This is a genomic window from Demequina sp. (genome assembly GCF_016278765.1).
In the GTDB taxonomy this organism is placed as follows: domain Bacteria; phylum Actinomycetota; class Actinomycetes; order Actinomycetales; family Demequinaceae; genus Demequina.
Map to the genome: position 1 here is coordinate 38,628 of NZ_JADQBE010000031.1, position 14,717 is coordinate 53,344.

The 14,717-nt window shown below is 66.4% G+C and carries 16 protein-coding genes; 12 read left to right on the forward strand and 4 right to left on the reverse strand.

What is annotated here, in order from left to right; translation table 11 throughout:
• Positions 1-39: 39 nt before the first annotated feature.
• From QZZ29_RS06070 to QZZ29_RS06080, 3 genes are read right to left on the reverse strand one after another with little or no spacing between them, the layout of a single operon-like run.
• Positions 40-792 (reverse strand): gamma-glutamyl-gamma-aminobutyrate hydrolase family protein, encoded by a 753-nt coding sequence (locus tag QZZ29_RS06070; protein ID WP_291382093.1) that lies wholly within the window; start codon positions 790-792, stop codon positions 40-42.
• A complete protein-coding gene (locus tag QZZ29_RS06075) occupies positions 789-1,556 on the reverse strand; it encodes a glycerophosphodiester phosphodiesterase (protein ID WP_291382094.1) in 768 nt (255 codons plus the stop codon). Before QZZ29_RS06075 ends, QZZ29_RS06070 begins: the two co-directional genes overlap by 4 nt.
• Positions 1,553-2,482, reverse strand: a complete 930-nt coding sequence (locus tag QZZ29_RS06080) for an alpha/beta hydrolase (protein ID WP_291382095.1) — start codon at positions 2,480-2,482, stop codon at positions 1,553-1,555. The genes QZZ29_RS06075 and QZZ29_RS06080 overlap by 4 nt, the downstream gene beginning before the upstream one ends.
• Positions 2,483-2,563: 81 nt before the next feature.
• Here QZZ29_RS06080 and QZZ29_RS06085 point away from each other — a divergent pair, with 81 nt between their 5' ends.
• From QZZ29_RS06085 to QZZ29_RS06100, 4 genes are all read left to right on the forward strand, one after another.
• Positions 2,564-3,958 (forward strand): MFS transporter, encoded by a 1,395-nt coding sequence (locus QZZ29_RS06085; protein ID WP_291382096.1) that lies wholly within the window; start codon positions 2,564-2,566, stop codon positions 3,956-3,958.
• A gap of 72 nt (positions 3,959-4,030) precedes the next feature.
• Entirely contained in the window at positions 4,031-4,459 is a 429-nt protein-coding gene (locus tag QZZ29_RS06090; protein ID WP_291382097.1) for an OsmC family peroxiredoxin, read from the forward strand.
• 32 nt (positions 4,460-4,491) lie between these two features.
• A complete protein-coding gene (locus tag QZZ29_RS06095) occupies positions 4,492-4,974 on the forward strand; it encodes a hypothetical protein (RefSeq protein ID WP_291382098.1) in 483 nt (160 codons plus the stop codon).
• 27 nt (positions 4,975-5,001) lie between these two features.
• Positions 5,002-5,787, forward strand: coding sequence for an EI24 domain-containing protein (locus tag QZZ29_RS06100; protein WP_291382099.1), 786 nt, complete (start codon positions 5,002-5,004; stop codon positions 5,785-5,787).
• Here QZZ29_RS06100 and QZZ29_RS06105 read toward each other — a convergent pair.
• Positions 5,784-6,278: a MarR family winged helix-turn-helix transcriptional regulator gene (locus QZZ29_RS06105; protein ID WP_291382100.1), complete on the reverse strand. Its 495-nt coding sequence runs from the start codon at positions 6,276-6,278 to the stop codon at positions 5,784-5,786. The two genes, QZZ29_RS06100 and QZZ29_RS06105, sit on opposite strands and share 4 nt — an antisense overlap.
• Positions 6,279-6,356: 78 nt before the next feature.
• Here QZZ29_RS06105 and QZZ29_RS06110 point away from each other — a divergent pair, with 78 nt between their 5' ends.
• The 8 genes from QZZ29_RS06110 (at position 6,357) to QZZ29_RS06145 (ending at position 14,668) form a co-directional block, all read left to right on the forward strand.
• Complete coding sequence (locus QZZ29_RS06110) at positions 6,357-7,778, forward strand: RNB domain-containing ribonuclease (protein ID WP_291382101.1); 1,422 nt, start codon at positions 6,357-6,359, stop codon at positions 7,776-7,778.
• Positions 7,775-8,374, forward strand: coding sequence for a class I SAM-dependent methyltransferase (locus QZZ29_RS06115; RefSeq protein ID WP_291382102.1), 600 nt, complete (start codon positions 7,775-7,777; stop codon positions 8,372-8,374). Before QZZ29_RS06110 ends, QZZ29_RS06115 begins: the two co-directional genes overlap by 4 nt.
• A gap of 85 nt (positions 8,375-8,459) precedes the next feature.
• Positions 8,460-8,606, forward strand: coding sequence for a hypothetical protein (locus tag QZZ29_RS06120; protein WP_291382103.1), 147 nt, complete (start codon positions 8,460-8,462; stop codon positions 8,604-8,606).
• 35 nt (positions 8,607-8,641) lie between these two features.
• Positions 8,642-9,226, forward strand: coding sequence for a CDP-alcohol phosphatidyltransferase family protein (locus tag QZZ29_RS06125; RefSeq protein WP_291382104.1), 585 nt, complete (start codon positions 8,642-8,644; stop codon positions 9,224-9,226).
• 23 nt (positions 9,227-9,249) lie between these two features.
• On the forward strand, positions 9,250-9,672 hold the full coding sequence (locus tag QZZ29_RS06130) for an FHA domain-containing protein (protein ID WP_291382105.1): 423 nt from the start codon (positions 9,250-9,252) through the stop codon (positions 9,670-9,672).
• An 8-nt stretch (positions 9,673-9,680) separates the two neighbouring features.
• Positions 9,681-10,403 carry a MerR family transcriptional regulator gene (locus QZZ29_RS06135; RefSeq protein ID WP_291382106.1) on the forward strand — a complete coding sequence of 241 codons (723 nt, stop codon included), beginning with the start codon at positions 9,681-9,683 and terminating at the stop codon, positions 10,401-10,403.
• Positions 10,404-10,503: 100 nt separating this feature from the next.
• Positions 10,504-11,067: a MerR family transcriptional regulator gene (locus tag QZZ29_RS06140; RefSeq protein ID WP_291382107.1), complete on the forward strand. Its 564-nt coding sequence runs from the start codon at positions 10,504-10,506 to the stop codon at positions 11,065-11,067.
• Between the two features lie 190 nt (positions 11,068-11,257).
• Positions 11,258-14,668 carry a pyruvate carboxylase gene (locus QZZ29_RS06145; protein ID WP_291382108.1) on the forward strand — a complete coding sequence of 1,137 codons (3,411 nt, stop codon included), beginning with the start codon at positions 11,258-11,260 and terminating at the stop codon, positions 14,666-14,668.
• The last annotated feature ends 49 nt before the right edge of the window (positions 14,669-14,717 follow it).

Consider the following 14,717-nt stretch of genomic DNA (forward strand, 5'->3'; position numbering starts at 1 on the left):
AGGCACCGCATGGTGGCCAGCACCGCGCTGCAGGGGAAACTAGGTGCGCTGCCTGGCCGCGCGATCTTGTGCGTGAAACGCGCGTGCGGCGGTGACAAACGCGTCAAAGAGACCCTGGGCGCCGGGATCTTGCTCGGGGTGCCATTGGGTAGCCACGCAGAAGGTGAGCGAAGGGTCCTCGACCGCTTCGATCACGCCGTCATCGCCCCATGCCGAGACAATCAGCCCGTCACCCAACTGCGCAATGGACTGGTGATGGTAGACCGGAACGTCGCGTCGGGCGGGGTGCAGATGCGCGAGCAGGGTCCCTGGCACCATCGAGACCGGCATCGTCACGAAGACACCGTCGCTGCCTTGATATCCGGTGTGGCCCACCACGTCGGGCACGTGCTGCACCAAAGAGCCGCCTCTGGCAACATTGAGGACCTGTGCGCCCCTGCAGACGCCAAGGATCGGCAGGTCACGACCCTGCGCGGCCGCGATCAGCGCAAATTCCCACGCGTCGCGTTGGCGGCGCGGCGGGTCCGTTTCAGGGTGAGGTGCTTGCGCGTAGGCGACGGGGTCGACGTCGTAGCCACCCGAGATGCACAGCCCGTCAAGTCCATCGAGCACCTCAGCCGCGCCAGCCGGTTCGGTGTCTTGTGGGGGCAAGACGACGATTGTCGCTCCGGCCCGCTGAATCGGCACGATGTACGACGTGGGCAAGAAGACTGCCGGGACGTCCCACACGCCCATGACGGCACGTTCAAGATAGCTGCTGACGCCGATGAGGGGGCGGCGAGGCTCGGTCACTGCCACCTGCCTCGGGCCACCAGTAGCTCCTTCAAGAGGTCAGCGCGGTCTGTGACGATGCCGTCGACACCGAGATCGAGCAAGTCGGCCATCCGATCTGCGTCGTTGATCGTCCACACGTGAACGACTTTGCCGGCCGCGTGTGCCGCACTCAAATGCCGCTTCGTGAGAAGCGGTACGGGTCCCATCGACACGGGAATCTGAAGGGCATCGACCTTCCTGAGCGCGCCGGCCACATTCGCACCCGCCATGCCACCCAGGAAGAACGCGGCCGCCTCACGGGTTCCGGCGGACGTCGCCACCGGTCGCGTGAGGCGCGCGGTCGTGGCGTCGCGTCTCGCCGTGGAAAAGGAGGCGAGGCAGACGCGATCGTGCGCCTTGGTCTTCTCGATCGCCTCCGCCACCGGACCGATGCCGGACTCCGCCTTGACGTCGATGTTCACCCGCAGGTCTGGCCACGTGCCGAGGATGTCCTCCAGCATCGGAACGGGCTCTTTGCCGCTGATGCGGGCGAGCTTCACCCGCGCCCAGGGGAGGTCGGCGACCTCACCCGTGCCGTCCGTCGTCCGGTCCAGAGACTCATCGTGAAGAGCGACCGCGACCCCGTCGACAGTGCCGTGTGCGTCGGTTTCCACATAGCGAAAGCCCATATCGACCGCCGCCTGGAACGCGACCATGGAGTTCTCGAGCCCATCACGGGAGAACCCTCTGTGCGCGAGGGCGGCAACGGAGCCTGCCGCGCCAAAGTACGGGTGTGAACTCATGGGATCACACTATCGAGCCAGCGCATGATTGACCTCAGATACTGCTCGCGGGGCGCCTCCTGCGACAGCGACAGTTCGTGAACGCCTCCGGGGATGACCAGCTGCTCCACGTCGTCGCCGATCCGCGGCGCCAGCCGAACAATGTCGTCGACGTTCAGCACCGTATCCTGCCGATCCAGCAGGGGATTGCGGGGCACGTCCGGGCCGCATGAGTCAGACATCGCGACCAGTACGGGAACGCGCACGCCAAGGCCATGGGACACCCGGGCCCGAGCGCGCCGTACCGCGGCCAACCACGCCGCTCGAATGGGCACACCGGTCGGTCGCTTGAGGGCGAAGTCGAACTCCCACCGGCCCCCGCCGGAGACATGTTGATGCTGGGCATAGACCGATGGGGCGGAAGCCACCACCGCCAACGGGCGGATCGCCGCGAAGAGGGGCAGCAGCGTCATCCTGGCCCTGTCGAGGCGGGTGAGCCTCGTCCCGAACAGGGGGGAGTCAAGAATGAGGCCCGCGAGAGCCGGGTGGGGTCGGTCCGCCGCCCAGATGGCCGCCGTCAAGCCGCCAGTCGAATGCCCATGGATGACGATGGGGAGGCCGGGGTGCATGGCGGCAAGTGCAGCGACGGCAACAGCGATGCCGTCGCCCTGCTCCGCCGCATCGGCCATGTAGTGCGGAATGTCCCCAGTCCTCAACGAGCGCCCTGCGCCCGCCAGATCCACCGCGTAGAAGGCGTGTCCGGCGTCGGTGAACGCCCGTGCAAGGTGGTCCTGGAAGAAGTAGTCGTTGTAGCCGTGCACGTGCAGCACCGCCAAGCGCGGTGAGTCGGGTTGCGTCAGGGGCCGGACCAGCGTGATGGGCGCGATCGACACCCGCTCAAAGCCCGGCAAGAGGTCGGGAGTCCAGCGGCTGACCGATGAGCCCATGTAGGGAGCGTATCCGGCGCGACTCGCCGTGCTGGGACGGTTCGCCACCCTTCGTTCATCAAGACCGGGCACACTGTCTCCATGAGCAATGGAGCTGACCCCACAGACCTGCCTTCCGTCCGCGACGCGATGCCGCCCGAGGGCGGCTATCCGGATGTCCCGCGATCCCGGGTGGTGGCGTGGGCGCTGTGGGACTGGGCCACGCAACCGTTCAACTCCGTGATCATCACTTTCGTGTTCACGGCGCTGTACCTCACGTCGGATAACTTCATCGATCCGGCGTTGGTGCCGCTGGGACAGGGGAACGACGCCTACGACGCGGCGATCGCCCACTTGACGAGCAGCCTTGGCTGGGGAATCGCGTTGGCAGGCGTGCTGGTCGCCGCACTGGCGCCAGTCCTCGGTCAGCGAGCCGACGCCACGGGACGACGCAAGGCGTGGCTGGGGTTGAGCACCGCGCTGTTGGTCGCGAGTATGTTCGGGCTGTTCTTTGTGCAGGCAACACCGCCGTACTTCTGGCTCGGCGTGAGCCTGATCGCCGCCGGGACGGTGGTCAGCGAGGTGGCCGGCGTCAATTACAACGCGATGATCGTGCAGGTATCGACCCCCAAGACGGTCGGTCGCGTGTCGGGCCTCGGCTGGGGCATGGGCTACTTGGGCGGAATTGTGGCCCTCGTCATCGTGGTGGTTCTCGATGGCGCCGATTGGTTGGGGATGGACACCTCGAACGGCATGGCCTATCGCCTCATTGCGGTCGGTTGCGCCGTCTGGACCCTTCTGTTCGGATGGGCCGTCTTTGTGTTCGTGCCGGAGGCTCCCCGCGCCGACCGGCCGAGGGTGGGGCTGCTCCGGGGATACGCGGTCCTGTGGAATGACCTCAAGGATCTCTGGAATCATGCCCGGTCCACACTCTGGTTCTTGCTTGCGTCGGCCGTGTACCGGGACGGTCTCGCCGGCGTCTTTACCTTTGGCGCAATCATTGCCGCCAAGTCGTTCGGCTTCTCGGATCAGCAAGTCATCGTGTTTGGTATCGCGGCAAATCTCATCGCTGGCGCGTCGACCGTGGTCGCCGGACGCTTTGACGACAGGCTGGGGCCGCGCACCGTCATCGTTGCGTCATTGACGGTCATCATCGTCTCGGGGGTGCTGGTGGTGGCCCTTCAAGCCGTAGGCGCCGTGGTCTTCTGGGTCTTCGGTCTCGCTCTCAGCGCCTGCGTCGGCCCCGCTCAGGCGGCGTCCCGATCCCTGCTCGCTCGTGTGAGCCCGCCGGGCCGGGAGGCCGAGATCTTCGGCCTGTACGCGACCACCGGGCGGGCGGCGTCCTTCCTCGCCCCCGGAATGTGGGCCTTGACGATCGCCATCACTGGCGCCACCATTTGGGGCACCCTGGGAGTGATCTTCGTGGTGCTCGTCGGGCTTGTTCTGCTCACCCAGGTGCGGACTCCGGCGGACAAGGGGGCGTCCACTCAGGTCTGACGTCGCGGAAGGAAGTGACCCTCGGGTTCGTTGCACAATGCGAGGGGGAGTCGTCTAGTCGCAAGGAGAATCATGAGCGCGATCAGCACCGCCACTGCCACCTGGTCCGGATCGTTGCCCGAGGGCGCGGGCACGACGACCTTGGCGTCGTCGGGACTGGGCACTTTCGGTACGTCGTGGAAGGCCCGATCTGAGGGTTCGAACTCCACGACGACCCCTGAAGAGCTCCTGGGTGCGGCACACGCGGCTTGCTACTCGATGGCCATGGCCCATGCACTGGGAGACAAGGACCTGGTCGCCAGCTCGATCGACGTCAGGGCAAGAGTCACCTTCGTGCCCGGCAAGGGGATCACCCACATCGGCCTGAGCGTGTCGGCGGACATCTCGGGGCTCACGCCCGACGAGTTTGCCGCGCTGGCCGAAGAGGTGAAGGGCGCGTGCCCCGTCTCGCAGGCGCTCACCGGAACGACGATCGAACTAGAAGACGTCACGCTACTGTAGCCGCGACATACCACCCGGGGTATAGTCGTCCGATGCGCCTCTTCTGGACCGAACTTGGTCGCTGGCCAGCAAAACGCTGGTGGTTCGCCGTTGCGACGGCGATCGCGACCTACCTGTTCATCGCCCTGCCCACCGATCTCATCGACAACCCGGTCTTTGGTCGTGACGTGCCGGTCACGTCCTGGGCCAGGGGAGTGTTGCTGGTGAGTTCTGTGCTGGCGGGTCTGGTTGCCGCCACCTACGTCGCCGGGCCAGACACGGCACCTCGACGACGCGAAGGTCGGCTTGGATGGGCGGGCGGCATCGCCACGTTTTTCGCAGTCGGGTGCCCCGTGTGCAACAAGCTTGTCCTGCTTGCCTTGGGCTACACCGGCGCCATCCAATACTTCGCCCCTATTCAGCCGTACCTGGCGGTGGGAGCGATCGCGTTGCTGGGCTGGGCGTTCGTCGCCCGCGTGCGCCGGGAACGCTCGTGCAGGCTGCCGTCCCAGCGGAAGGTTCATGCGGACGCCTAGCCCCGTCCTGGCGGTACCGTGCACTTCATGCGCGCGCTGAAGGACTTCGCCCAGGGCATCGGCCTGTATTGGCGTGGTGTGCGCACCTGGAGCGCGGATCCCACCTCGATGGCGATCGGGCTGATCCCAGGACTCATCACCATGGCGCTGTTCGTCGCGATCTTCGTGGCGCTCGGGTGGGGCCTCGCGGGTGCGACCCGTTGGATCGCCGACTCTGCCGTGGGTGCCGATAGCGGGCTGCATGGCATCGTCCAGTTCGTTGCGGGATTGGCGCTGGTGGGGGCGTTCCTGCTGATCGTGGTCTACGCCTTCGTCACCGTCACCTCGGTGGTGGGCCAACCGTTCTTCGAGCGGATTTCGCATCGCGTCGACTCGCGGCTCGGCCCCGTTCCGGTGACGCCCGCGTGGCCATGGTGGAGCAATGCCGCGCGCGGCGTGGGGGAGGGGGCGCGACTCCTGCTCCTCACGGTCCCGCTCGCGATGGGGCTGTTCCTCCTCGGTCTGATTCCGGCCGTCGGAACGGTCGCCTCATGGGTTCTAGGGATGCTGATCGGCGGATGGTTTGTGGCGCTCGATTTCACCGCTATTCCGTTTGAACGCCGGGGAATGGCGCTCCGCGACCGCAGGCGCATCCTGGGCACACGCCGTGCCCGCACACTCGGCTTTGGCGCGATGGCCTTCGTCATGTCGGCGGTGCCCCCGCTGGCCGTCCTCACGATGCCGTCTGCAGTGGCGGGAGGAACGATCCTCGCAAGGCTCGCCCTTGACGAGGTCTCGGCCGACACCCGCGATGCGCCGGGGCCGAGGGGCTAGCGGTCGAGAGACGACTCGAGCGCCGCGACCTCTCCCTGGCACGTCGCGGGGCTGGCGTCTCGGCCGATCGCCAGCAACTGCTGCGCCAGCGACTCCCGATCTGCCGAGGAAGCGAGGGGGCCCAGCTGCGCCTCGATCGCGGCGACGTAGGCGGATTCGGCGGCCAGAGCGGCCCGGGCGCCCGCAGGACTAAGAACTACCCAGGTGCCACGCATGTCCGCATCGCATTCGAAGCGCTCCAGAAGACCCCGCTTCTGCATGCGCGTCACCTGATGCGACGTACGGGACTTCTCCCAGGCGAGCATGTCGCCGATTTCACGGGGTCGCGCGCGATGGTCGGGAAGCTGTGCCAGAGCGCTGAGAATTTCAAATTCGGGCAGGGACACCCCCGCCGCTTCCTGAAGTTGCTGCTCTACTCCGGTGGTGACCTGGCGGGTTGCGAGGTGCAGGGCGCGGAAGAGCGTCACGTCGATGCTGCGAGTATCGCCCATAGTGCAAGGTTAGCCGGGCTCGGTGACGCGTCAAGGAACGCGTGCGAGCCTGCACATTAGTCCACATACTCTGGTGCCATGCCGAATCGCAGACTGGTAGCGCGCGCACCCCTGGACGAGTTGGTTCCGCGGTTTGTCCAGATTCGCGAAGAAGAGGGCGTGCGGGTGACCCGCGGCGCGGCAGTTCTGGCCGAGGTGGCTGACCGTGAGGAGGAGCCCAAACACATCGTCGGCGACCGTGTGGATCTGACGGACCTGCCGTTCGTCACCATCGATCCGGACGGTTCGCGCGACCTGGACCAGGCAATTCACATGGAACGTGCGGGCGACGGCTGGCGAATCCGCTACGCCATCGCAGACGTCGCAGCTCACGTCAGCCCGCGGGGAGCCTTGGACGCCGATACCTGGGACCGAGTCGAGACGGTGTACTGCCCGGACCTGATTGTGGGGCTGCATCCGCCGACCATGTCCGAGGGCTACGCCTCCTTGCTGCCTGGGCAGCGCACCAAGGCGGTGGTGTGGGACCTGGTGGTGGCTGGCGACGGCACCCTGAGGTCGACCGACGTGCGGCGTGGTTGGGTGGTATGCGTGCGGCAGTACTCGTACGCCGAATTGGCGGACGCGCCCCCGCCCGAGGCCGTCGCGTTGGTCTCGTTGCTGGCGGAGTTCGGGGCCGCGCGTCGGAGCGTTCTCCGCGAGGCGGGGGCCGTGACCCTTCCTAAGCCCAGCCAGGAGGTCGAGCGAGATCAAGGAGGACTGAGGCTTGCGTTCCGCGCCGCGCGGGGTATCGAGGATGACAACGCGCAGGTGTCGCTGGTGACGGGCATGGCGGCCGCTCGGCTCATGCTTGACGCGGGAGTGGGAGTGCTGCGCACCATGCCTCCGGCGTCGGACGACGCCGTGCGCCGGCTGAAGCGTCAGGCGCTAGCACTGGGTGTCGACTGGCCGCGCGGTGCGGAGTATTCAGGCGTGCTCGACACGATCGACGCCGCATCGGCAACGGGCGCGGCCTTTCTCACCGCGGCGGTCACGCTTTTCAGGGGGGCCGCATGGGAGCCGTTCGATGCGAGCCGGGGTCTACCTGCACCCGACAATGTCACCCACGGTGCACTCGCCGCGCCCTATGCCCACGTCACGGCGCCGTTGAGGCGCCTGGTGGACCGCTATGGCACCGAGATCTGCGTGGCTCACGCCGCCGGGCAGCCGGTCCCATCGTGGGTGACGGACGCCTTGCGTGGACTCGGGAAGACCATGATTTCCGGCGTGCGCCGTGGAGGGAGGGTCGATCGGGCCTGCATCGACGCCGTGGAGGCAGCGGTGCTCGACTCGCATGTCGGCGAAGAATTCGCCGCGGTGGGCCTCGACAAGGACACGATTCAACTGGCCGAGCCTGCGGTGGTGGCTCGCTGCACAGGCGACATCCGCGTTGGAAGGCGAATGCGGGCAACGTTGGTGCACGCCGACATCCGCGACGGCGTCAGATTTGAGGCAGCTCCATGACCGATGCTGAGCGGCACCAGGCGTGGGAGGCGCGTTACGGGGCATCCGCCATGTGGACGGGCAAGGTGAACGCCCATCTGAAGGAATGGATCGGTTCCCATCCGGACATGAGCCCCGGAACGGCCATCGACCTTGCGTGCGGAGAAGGCGGCGATGCAATCTGGTTGGCCACCCGAGGATGGCACGTCACGGGCGTCGACTTCGCACGGGCCGCGATGGTGAGAGCGACCGCCGCCGCGGAAGCCCGTGGGGTGGAGGCCACCTGGGTGGTCGCGGACCTGACGACGTGGGTCGCCGAGATTTCCGCGGACCTGGTCACGGTGTCCTTCCTGCATGAACCGGAGCACGTCCGTGCTGCGGTGTGGCGGTCCGCGGCGCGAGCGGTGGCCGAGGGCGGCACGCTCCTGATCACAGGACACGCCCCGGACGTCGCGGGCGCACCTGGACCGCCAGCGGAAATGCGCTTCACGGCCGAGGAGGTGGTGTCGGCCCTGGGCGCTCCCTGGCGTGCCGATGTGCGCGAGGCGCGCAGGGATGGGATTGGGCGCCATGCGGGCCATGTGGTCATCGACCTCATCATGACCCTCACGCGCTAGATCGCAATCGCCGTCAGTTGGACGCGTCGTGTGGCGGCGCAGGCCTCCGCGGAGTACGTTCGAAGTACCCACGAAAGGAGGCGCCATGTCCGACGACAATGCACCCAGCAGGCACGAGGTTTTCGAGCAGATTCGCGCAAGCGAATTGGCTCGAGGAGCTTCCGAGGATGATGCCGCGCGCGTCGCCGCCGAGAAGGTCGATCAAGTGATGGAGCTCAAGAAGGCTGATTAGCCTCTCCCGGGGGTTCGGGCCCCTACGATGACTCCATGGCGCCCGAAAATCCCCCCGCGTCGTGGTGGCGCCTCAACGCCACCCTTCCCAACCTCATCACCCTGGCGCGCATGGCGCTCATGGTCGTCTTTGTCGTGCTGCTGGCGAGTCATGAGGACGCCTGGGCCATCACGGCGCTGGCGGTGGCCGGGACGACCGACTTCCTCGATGGATACCTCGCGCGTCGTCTAGACCAGACGTCTGAGTTGGGACGCATGCTCGATCCGGCCGCGGATCGCCTCCTCACGGTTGCCGTGGTGGTGGGCCTCGCGTGGCGAGACATTGTTCCGTGGTGGCTGGTCGCGGTCCTGCTCGTCAGGGACGCGGTGATGGCCGTCGCCCTGCTCTCGTTGGCGCGGAGGAGACTGCCCACTCCTGTGGTGACCTTCCTGGGCAAGTCGGCTACGGCGGCGCTCTACGTCTTCCTTCCGCTGTTGTACCTGGCATTTGATCGGTGGGATGGACTGCACACCTTCGCCCTGTGGGGAGCGGCCGCGGCCGCGGTCGCTTATTGGGGATCCGCCGTGCAATACCTCGCGCAGGCACGTCGCGCAGGTTCCGATGGCGTGCTGACACCCTAGAATGGTCGGTGAAAGGAGGCGCTATGTCATACGACGAGTCGCCAGCCGAGCGGACGATGTCACTCGGCTCGCATTTACCAGCCGACGAGGCCGGCCCCGCGCGCCTCAGCAATCAGGACCAGGTCGCGGTTGACGCCCTTGCCGAAGACCACGCCTTGCTTGTGGTGCACCACGGCCCCAACCAGGGGGCACGCTTCCTTCTGGACGTCGATCTGACGACGGCTGGCCGCTCGGTGTCATGCGACATCTTCCTCGATGACGTCACCGTGAGCCGTGAGCACGCCCACTTTGTGCGCGCGGGCACCGATTTCCTGGTGCGTGACGCCGGGTCCCTCAACGGAACCTACGTCAACCGCGAACGCGTTGCCGAGGCCGAACTGCGTGAAGGCGACGAGGTGCAGATTGGCAAGTACCGCCTCACCTTCTACCCTGGTCACCGGCGCTAGGCACTGCGATGAGTGAGCCGGCGCCGCAACTGCCGTCGCCGCGAGCCGAGTCGGCGCGCACCACGTGGCCACACCAGTTGTCGCACGCGCCGACGTTGCGGGTGGGGGACGTCCTGGCTGCGCTTCGCGTCGAATTCCCGTCTCTCAGTTCATCGAAGTTGCGCTTTCTCGACGCACAAGAGCTGGTTGCGCCGAGTCGCGCAGCGTCGGGGTATCGGCAGTACTCTCACGCGGACGTCGAGCGGCTGCGCTACGTCCTGCGTCAACAGCGAGACGCCTATGCGCCGCTGGGAGTGATCAAGGAACGTCTGAACACCTTAGACCGTGGCCTGGCGCATGAGCCACTGTCGTTGGCGGCGGCGGGGGATGGTTCGGGCGGCCTGGTCTCCATCGACGACGCCGCTCGATTGGCCGCCACGACGCCCGAGGTGGTGCTGTCGTTGGCCGACGAGGGTCTTGTGGTTCCTCAGTCCCCGGGGCTGTTCGAGCGGTCGGCAGTGCCGCTGATGTCCGCGTGCGCCCAGTACCTTGAAGCGGGTGCAGATATGCGCGAGTTGCGCGCGTTGGCGCGGGCCGCTCGGCGCGAGGTGGAGGCTACTCGAGCGGCCGCCGCACCCTTGCGCAGAAGGGACGACAGGGGCTTGGAGCAGGCCGCTAGGGCGCAGCGAACACAGGCCGCAGGCACACTGTTCTCGGCTTTGCTGCGAGAATCGAACCCCGACGGCGGGTAACACCTCCGGGAAACGCGACACGCGGTAGCGTGAAGTGCCGAGGTCGTTGAATCGGAGGGCGTGAAACCCTAACGTTGAGGTCGAAGGTGAAGGAGAGGTCATGGTGGACGCTGACATCCCAGCACGCGACCAAGGCGTGCTCTTCAGCGACGGCCTGACCTCCATCGACGAGGACGCTGGATATCGCGGTCCTGCCGCCTGCAAGGCCGCCGGAATCACCTATCGCCAGCTCGACTATTGGGCACGTACGGGACTCGTGGAGCCCACGGTGCGTTCGGCTACCGGCTCGGGCACCCAGCGACTGTACGGATTCAGGGACATTCTCGTGTTGCGGGTGGTGAAGCGCCTGCTCGATTCTGGGGTCTCGCTACAGCAGATTCGAAGCGCCGTCGAGCATTTGCGTGAGCGCGGAGTGGACGACCTGTCACGTATCACATTGATGTCCGACGGTGCTTCCGTGTATGAGTGCACCTCCGACGACCAGGTGATTGACCTGGTACAGGGCGGACAAGGCGTCTTCGGCATTGCGCTCGGCAAGGTGTGGCGAGAACTCGAAGGGTCCCTTGCGAGCTTGCCGGCAGACCGCGGCCACACCCACGGCACCTCCGCCAACGTCGTGGACGAACTGGCGCAGCGTCGGGCGCGCAAAGCGACCGCCAGCTAACGGTTCTTCATCCCGCGAGCGCCCGCGTTCGGAGCGCTCGATTCCGCCTCATGCTCGCGGCAAACGCATACTCACCCCCGTGGAATCTGCGCGCCGGAGCCTGACATTGTGGGTCCAAGGTCGGTAGACACCGGTGACGACGTGGTCGGCAGATAACTGGCAAGATAAAGCCATCGTCGAAGGGATACCAATGTTTTCTAAGGTCCTCGTTGCCAATCGTGCTGAGATCGCCGTGCGCGCGTTCCGTGCCGCTGTCGAGAACGGCGCGAAAACGGTGGCGGTCTTCCCCTATGAGGATCGCATGTCGGAACACCGTTTGAAGTCGGACGAGGCATATCAGATTGGCGAGATCAACCACCCGGTGCGCGCCTACCTCGACATCGACGAGATGATTAGGGTCGCGAAACTTGCCGGGGCCGACGCGATCTATCCCGGATACGGCTTCCTCAGCGAAAACCCCGAACTCGCACGAGCTTGTGCCGACAACGGCATCACCTTTGTGGGACCGCCAGCTTCGGTGCTCGAAATGGCGGGAAACAAGAAGACTGCGATCGACTCCGCCAAGAGCGCCGGCATTCCTGTGCTGGCGTCCACGGATCCGGGCACCGACATCGACGCTCTGATCTCCGAGGCGGATGACATCGGATTCCCGATCTTCGTCAAGGCGGTCGCCGGCGGCGGCGGTCGCGGCATGCGCCGGGTGGAGCGCAAGGAGGACCTCAAGAGTGCGCTGAAGGCGGCGATGCGCGAGGCCGAAGCGGCCTTCGGCGACCCGACCGTGTTCCTGGAGCAGGCGGTGATCCGCCCCCGTCACATCGAGGTGCAGATCCTCGCCGATGCGGAGGGAAACGTCGTCCATCTGTACGAGCGGGACTGTTCGCTCCAGCGGCGGCACCAGAAGGTCGTGGAAATCGCCCCCGCCCCCAACCTTGATCCCCAGGTGCGCGAGGCCCTATGCCGCGACGCCGTCGCCTTCGCCACGTCGATTGGCTACGTCAACGCGGGCACCGTTGAATTCTTGCTGGACACCGAAGGGGCGCGCGCGGGTCAGCACGTCTTCATCGAGATGAACCCCCGCATCCAGGTGGAGCACACGGTGACTGAGGAGGTTACCGACATTGATTTGGTGAGCGCCCAGTTGCGGATCGCGTCGGGGGAGACGCTCGAACAGATTGGGATCCGCCAAGAGGACATTCGTACCAACGGATTCGCTATTCAGACGCGCATTACCACGGAGGACCCGGCGAACGGCTTCCTGCCCGACACGGGACGCATCGTCGCGTACCGCAGCCCCGGTGGTGCGGGCGTGCGACTCGACGGCGCGACTGGTCTGGCGGGCGGTCGTGTCACCGGTCACTTCGACTCCATGCTGGTCAAGCTGACGTGCCGCGGGAGGGATTTCCCCACCGCTGTCAGCCGCGCCCGGCGCGCGCTTGCGGAGTTCCGCATTCGGGGAGTGGCCAACAACATTCCCTTCCTGCGCGCCGTGCTCGACGACCCCGAGTTCTTGGCGGGGGAGTTCTCCACGCGATTCATCGAAGAGCGCCCCGACCTGGTTGCCGTGTCGCAGTCCAAGGAGCGGTCCACCAAATTGCTCTCGTACTTGGGTCACGTGTCGATCAACCGGCCCCAAGGGGAACCGCCGGCGATGATCCGCACCGCCACGAAGTTGCCGACGCTCGACACCACGGGAGATATTCCAGACGGTGCCTTGCAACACCTGCGTCGGGTGGGGCCAGCTCAGTTCGCGGCCGACCTGCGCGCGCAAACCGCGCTGGCCGTGACGGAGACGACGCTGCGCGACGCCCACCAGAGCCTACTGGCAACGCGCTTGCGCACCTTCGACATGCTGCAGTCGGCCGACCACGTCGCACGTCTCACGCCGCAACTCCTGTCCGTCGAGGCGTGGGGTGGCGCCACGTACGACGTGGCCATGCGGTTCCTGAGCGAGGACCCCTGGAAGCGGCTGGCGGCGTTGCGCGAAGCGCTGCCCAACCTGCCCATCCAGATGTTGCTACGCGGACGCAACACGGTGGGCTACACGCCGTACCCTGACGAGGCGGCCCACGCCTTCGTCCACGAGGCCGCGGCAACGGGCGTCGACATCTTCCGCATCTTCGACGCCTTGAACGACATCGAGCAGATGAGGCCCGCTATCGATGCGGTGCTGGAGACCGGAACCGCGGTGGCCGAGGGCACGCTGTGCTACACCGCGGACCTCACCAACCCTGACGAGACGCTCTACACGCTCGACTACTACCTGAAGCTGGCGGAGAAACTCGTAGCGTCGGGCGTCCACATGCTCGCCATCAAAGACATGGCGGGCCTGCTGCGGCCGCCGGCCGCGCGCACGCTGGTGACGGCCCTGAGGAAGAATTTCGACCTGCCAGTGCACCTGCACACTCACGACACCGCCGGCGGGCAGCTGGCGACGCTGCTGGCAGCATCGGAGGCGGGCGTGGATGCGGTAGACGTCGCCAACGCTGCGATGGCGGGCACCACCTCCCAGCCGCCCATGTCCGCCCTGGTCGCGGCACTTGAGCATACGGAGCGCGACACAGGGCTCTCCCTCGAGGCGGTGACCGACCTTGAGCCGTATTGGGAGGCCGTGCGACGCCTCTACGCGCCCTTCGAGTCCGGGCTTCCCGGACCCACAGGACGTGTCTACCGGCACGAGATTCCCGGGGGCCAGCTGTCAAACCTGCGTCAGCAGGCGCTCTCGCTGGGCCTGGGGGAGCGTTTCGAGGACATCGAGAACATGTACGCCGCGGCCGACCGCATCCTGGGTCGGCTGGTGAAGGTCACGCCCTCGTCCAAGGTGGTAGGTGACCTGGCCCTGCATCTTGTCGGACTGGGCGCCGACCCCCAGGACTTCGCTGAGAATCCCGCGTCCTACGACGTTCCCGACTCGGTGATCGGCTTCCTGCGCGGCGAATTGGGCGACCCGCCGGGAGGCTGGCCCGAGCCGTTCCGTGAGAAGGCGCTCACCGGTAGGGGAGAGACCAAGTCGATGGTGACTCTCAGTGACGAAGACCGAGAGGTTCTCGCCGAGTCCGGCCCGGCGCGCCAGCGTCGTCTCAATCACCTGTTGTTCCCCGCTCCGGCGGACGACTTCGACAAGGCCGTCGAGCTGTACGGTGACATCTCGGTGATCGACACCTACCACTACCTGTACGGGATGACGCCGGGCAGTGGGGAAGAGGTCAACATTCACATGGAGAAGGGCGTGACCATGTTGGTGACGCTCGAGGCCATCGGGGAGCCGGACGACCACGGGCTGCGGTGGGTGATGTTCAACTACAACGGTGCCATCAGGCCCGTGCAGGTGTTCGATCAGTCGGCTGAGGTCACAGTGCACGCCCGGGAGAAGGCCGACGCCTCGGTGCCTGGCCAGGTTGCCGCACCCTTTGCCGGTTCCGTGACGCCGCTCGTGGGCGTGGGGGACGCCGTGGCGGCTGGCGGCACGGTGGCCACGATCGAAGCCATGAAGATGGAGGCCTCGATCACCACTCCCGTCGGTGGCACGGTGACGCGAGTGGTGGTGAACGGCACCGAACCGCTCCACGGCGGCGATCTCGTGGTGGTGATCGACGGCACGTAGAGATTGGGACTTTCTGAGCCATCATGCCTGGTACACGGTATTTACCTGG

What these genes read in the sequence shown, in the direction of transcription:
- QZZ29_RS06075 (WP_291382094.1), bottom strand. Translation starts at nt 1,556, where the DNA reads ATGAGTTCACACCCGTACTTTGGCGCGGCAGGCTCCGTTGCCGCCCTC.
- QZZ29_RS06080 (WP_291382095.1), bottom strand. Translation starts at nt 2,482, where the DNA reads ATGGGCTCATCGGTCAGCCGCTGGACTCCCGACCTCTTGCCGGGCTTT.
- QZZ29_RS06085 (WP_291382096.1), top strand. Translation starts at nt 2,564, where the DNA reads ATGAGCAATGGAGCTGACCCCACAGACCTGCCTTCCGTCCGCGACGCG.
- QZZ29_RS06090 (WP_291382097.1), top strand. Translation starts at nt 4,031, where the DNA reads ATGAGCGCGATCAGCACCGCCACTGCCACCTGGTCCGGATCGTTGCCC.
- QZZ29_RS06095 (WP_291382098.1), top strand. Translation starts at nt 4,492, where the DNA reads ATGCGCCTCTTCTGGACCGAACTTGGTCGCTGGCCAGCAAAACGCTGG.
- QZZ29_RS06100 (WP_291382099.1), top strand. Translation starts at nt 5,002, where the DNA reads ATGCGCGCGCTGAAGGACTTCGCCCAGGGCATCGGCCTGTATTGGCGT.
- QZZ29_RS06105 (WP_291382100.1), bottom strand. Translation starts at nt 6,278, where the DNA reads ATGGGCGATACTCGCAGCATCGACGTGACGCTCTTCCGCGCCCTGCAC.
- QZZ29_RS06110 (WP_291382101.1), top strand. Translation starts at nt 6,357, where the DNA reads ATGCCGAATCGCAGACTGGTAGCGCGCGCACCCCTGGACGAGTTGGTT.
- QZZ29_RS06115 (WP_291382102.1), top strand. Translation starts at nt 7,775, where the DNA reads ATGACCGATGCTGAGCGGCACCAGGCGTGGGAGGCGCGTTACGGGGCA.
- QZZ29_RS06120 (WP_291382103.1), top strand. Translation starts at nt 8,460, where the DNA reads ATGTCCGACGACAATGCACCCAGCAGGCACGAGGTTTTCGAGCAGATT.
- QZZ29_RS06125 (WP_291382104.1), top strand. Translation starts at nt 8,642, where the DNA reads ATGGCGCCCGAAAATCCCCCCGCGTCGTGGTGGCGCCTCAACGCCACC.
- QZZ29_RS06130 (WP_291382105.1), top strand. Translation starts at nt 9,250, where the DNA reads ATGTCATACGACGAGTCGCCAGCCGAGCGGACGATGTCACTCGGCTCG.
- QZZ29_RS06135 (WP_291382106.1), top strand. Translation starts at nt 9,681, where the DNA reads ATGAGTGAGCCGGCGCCGCAACTGCCGTCGCCGCGAGCCGAGTCGGCG.
- QZZ29_RS06140 (WP_291382107.1), top strand. Translation starts at nt 10,504, where the DNA reads ATGGTGGACGCTGACATCCCAGCACGCGACCAAGGCGTGCTCTTCAGC.
- QZZ29_RS06145 (WP_291382108.1), top strand. Translation starts at nt 11,258, where the DNA reads ATGTTTTCTAAGGTCCTCGTTGCCAATCGTGCTGAGATCGCCGTGCGC.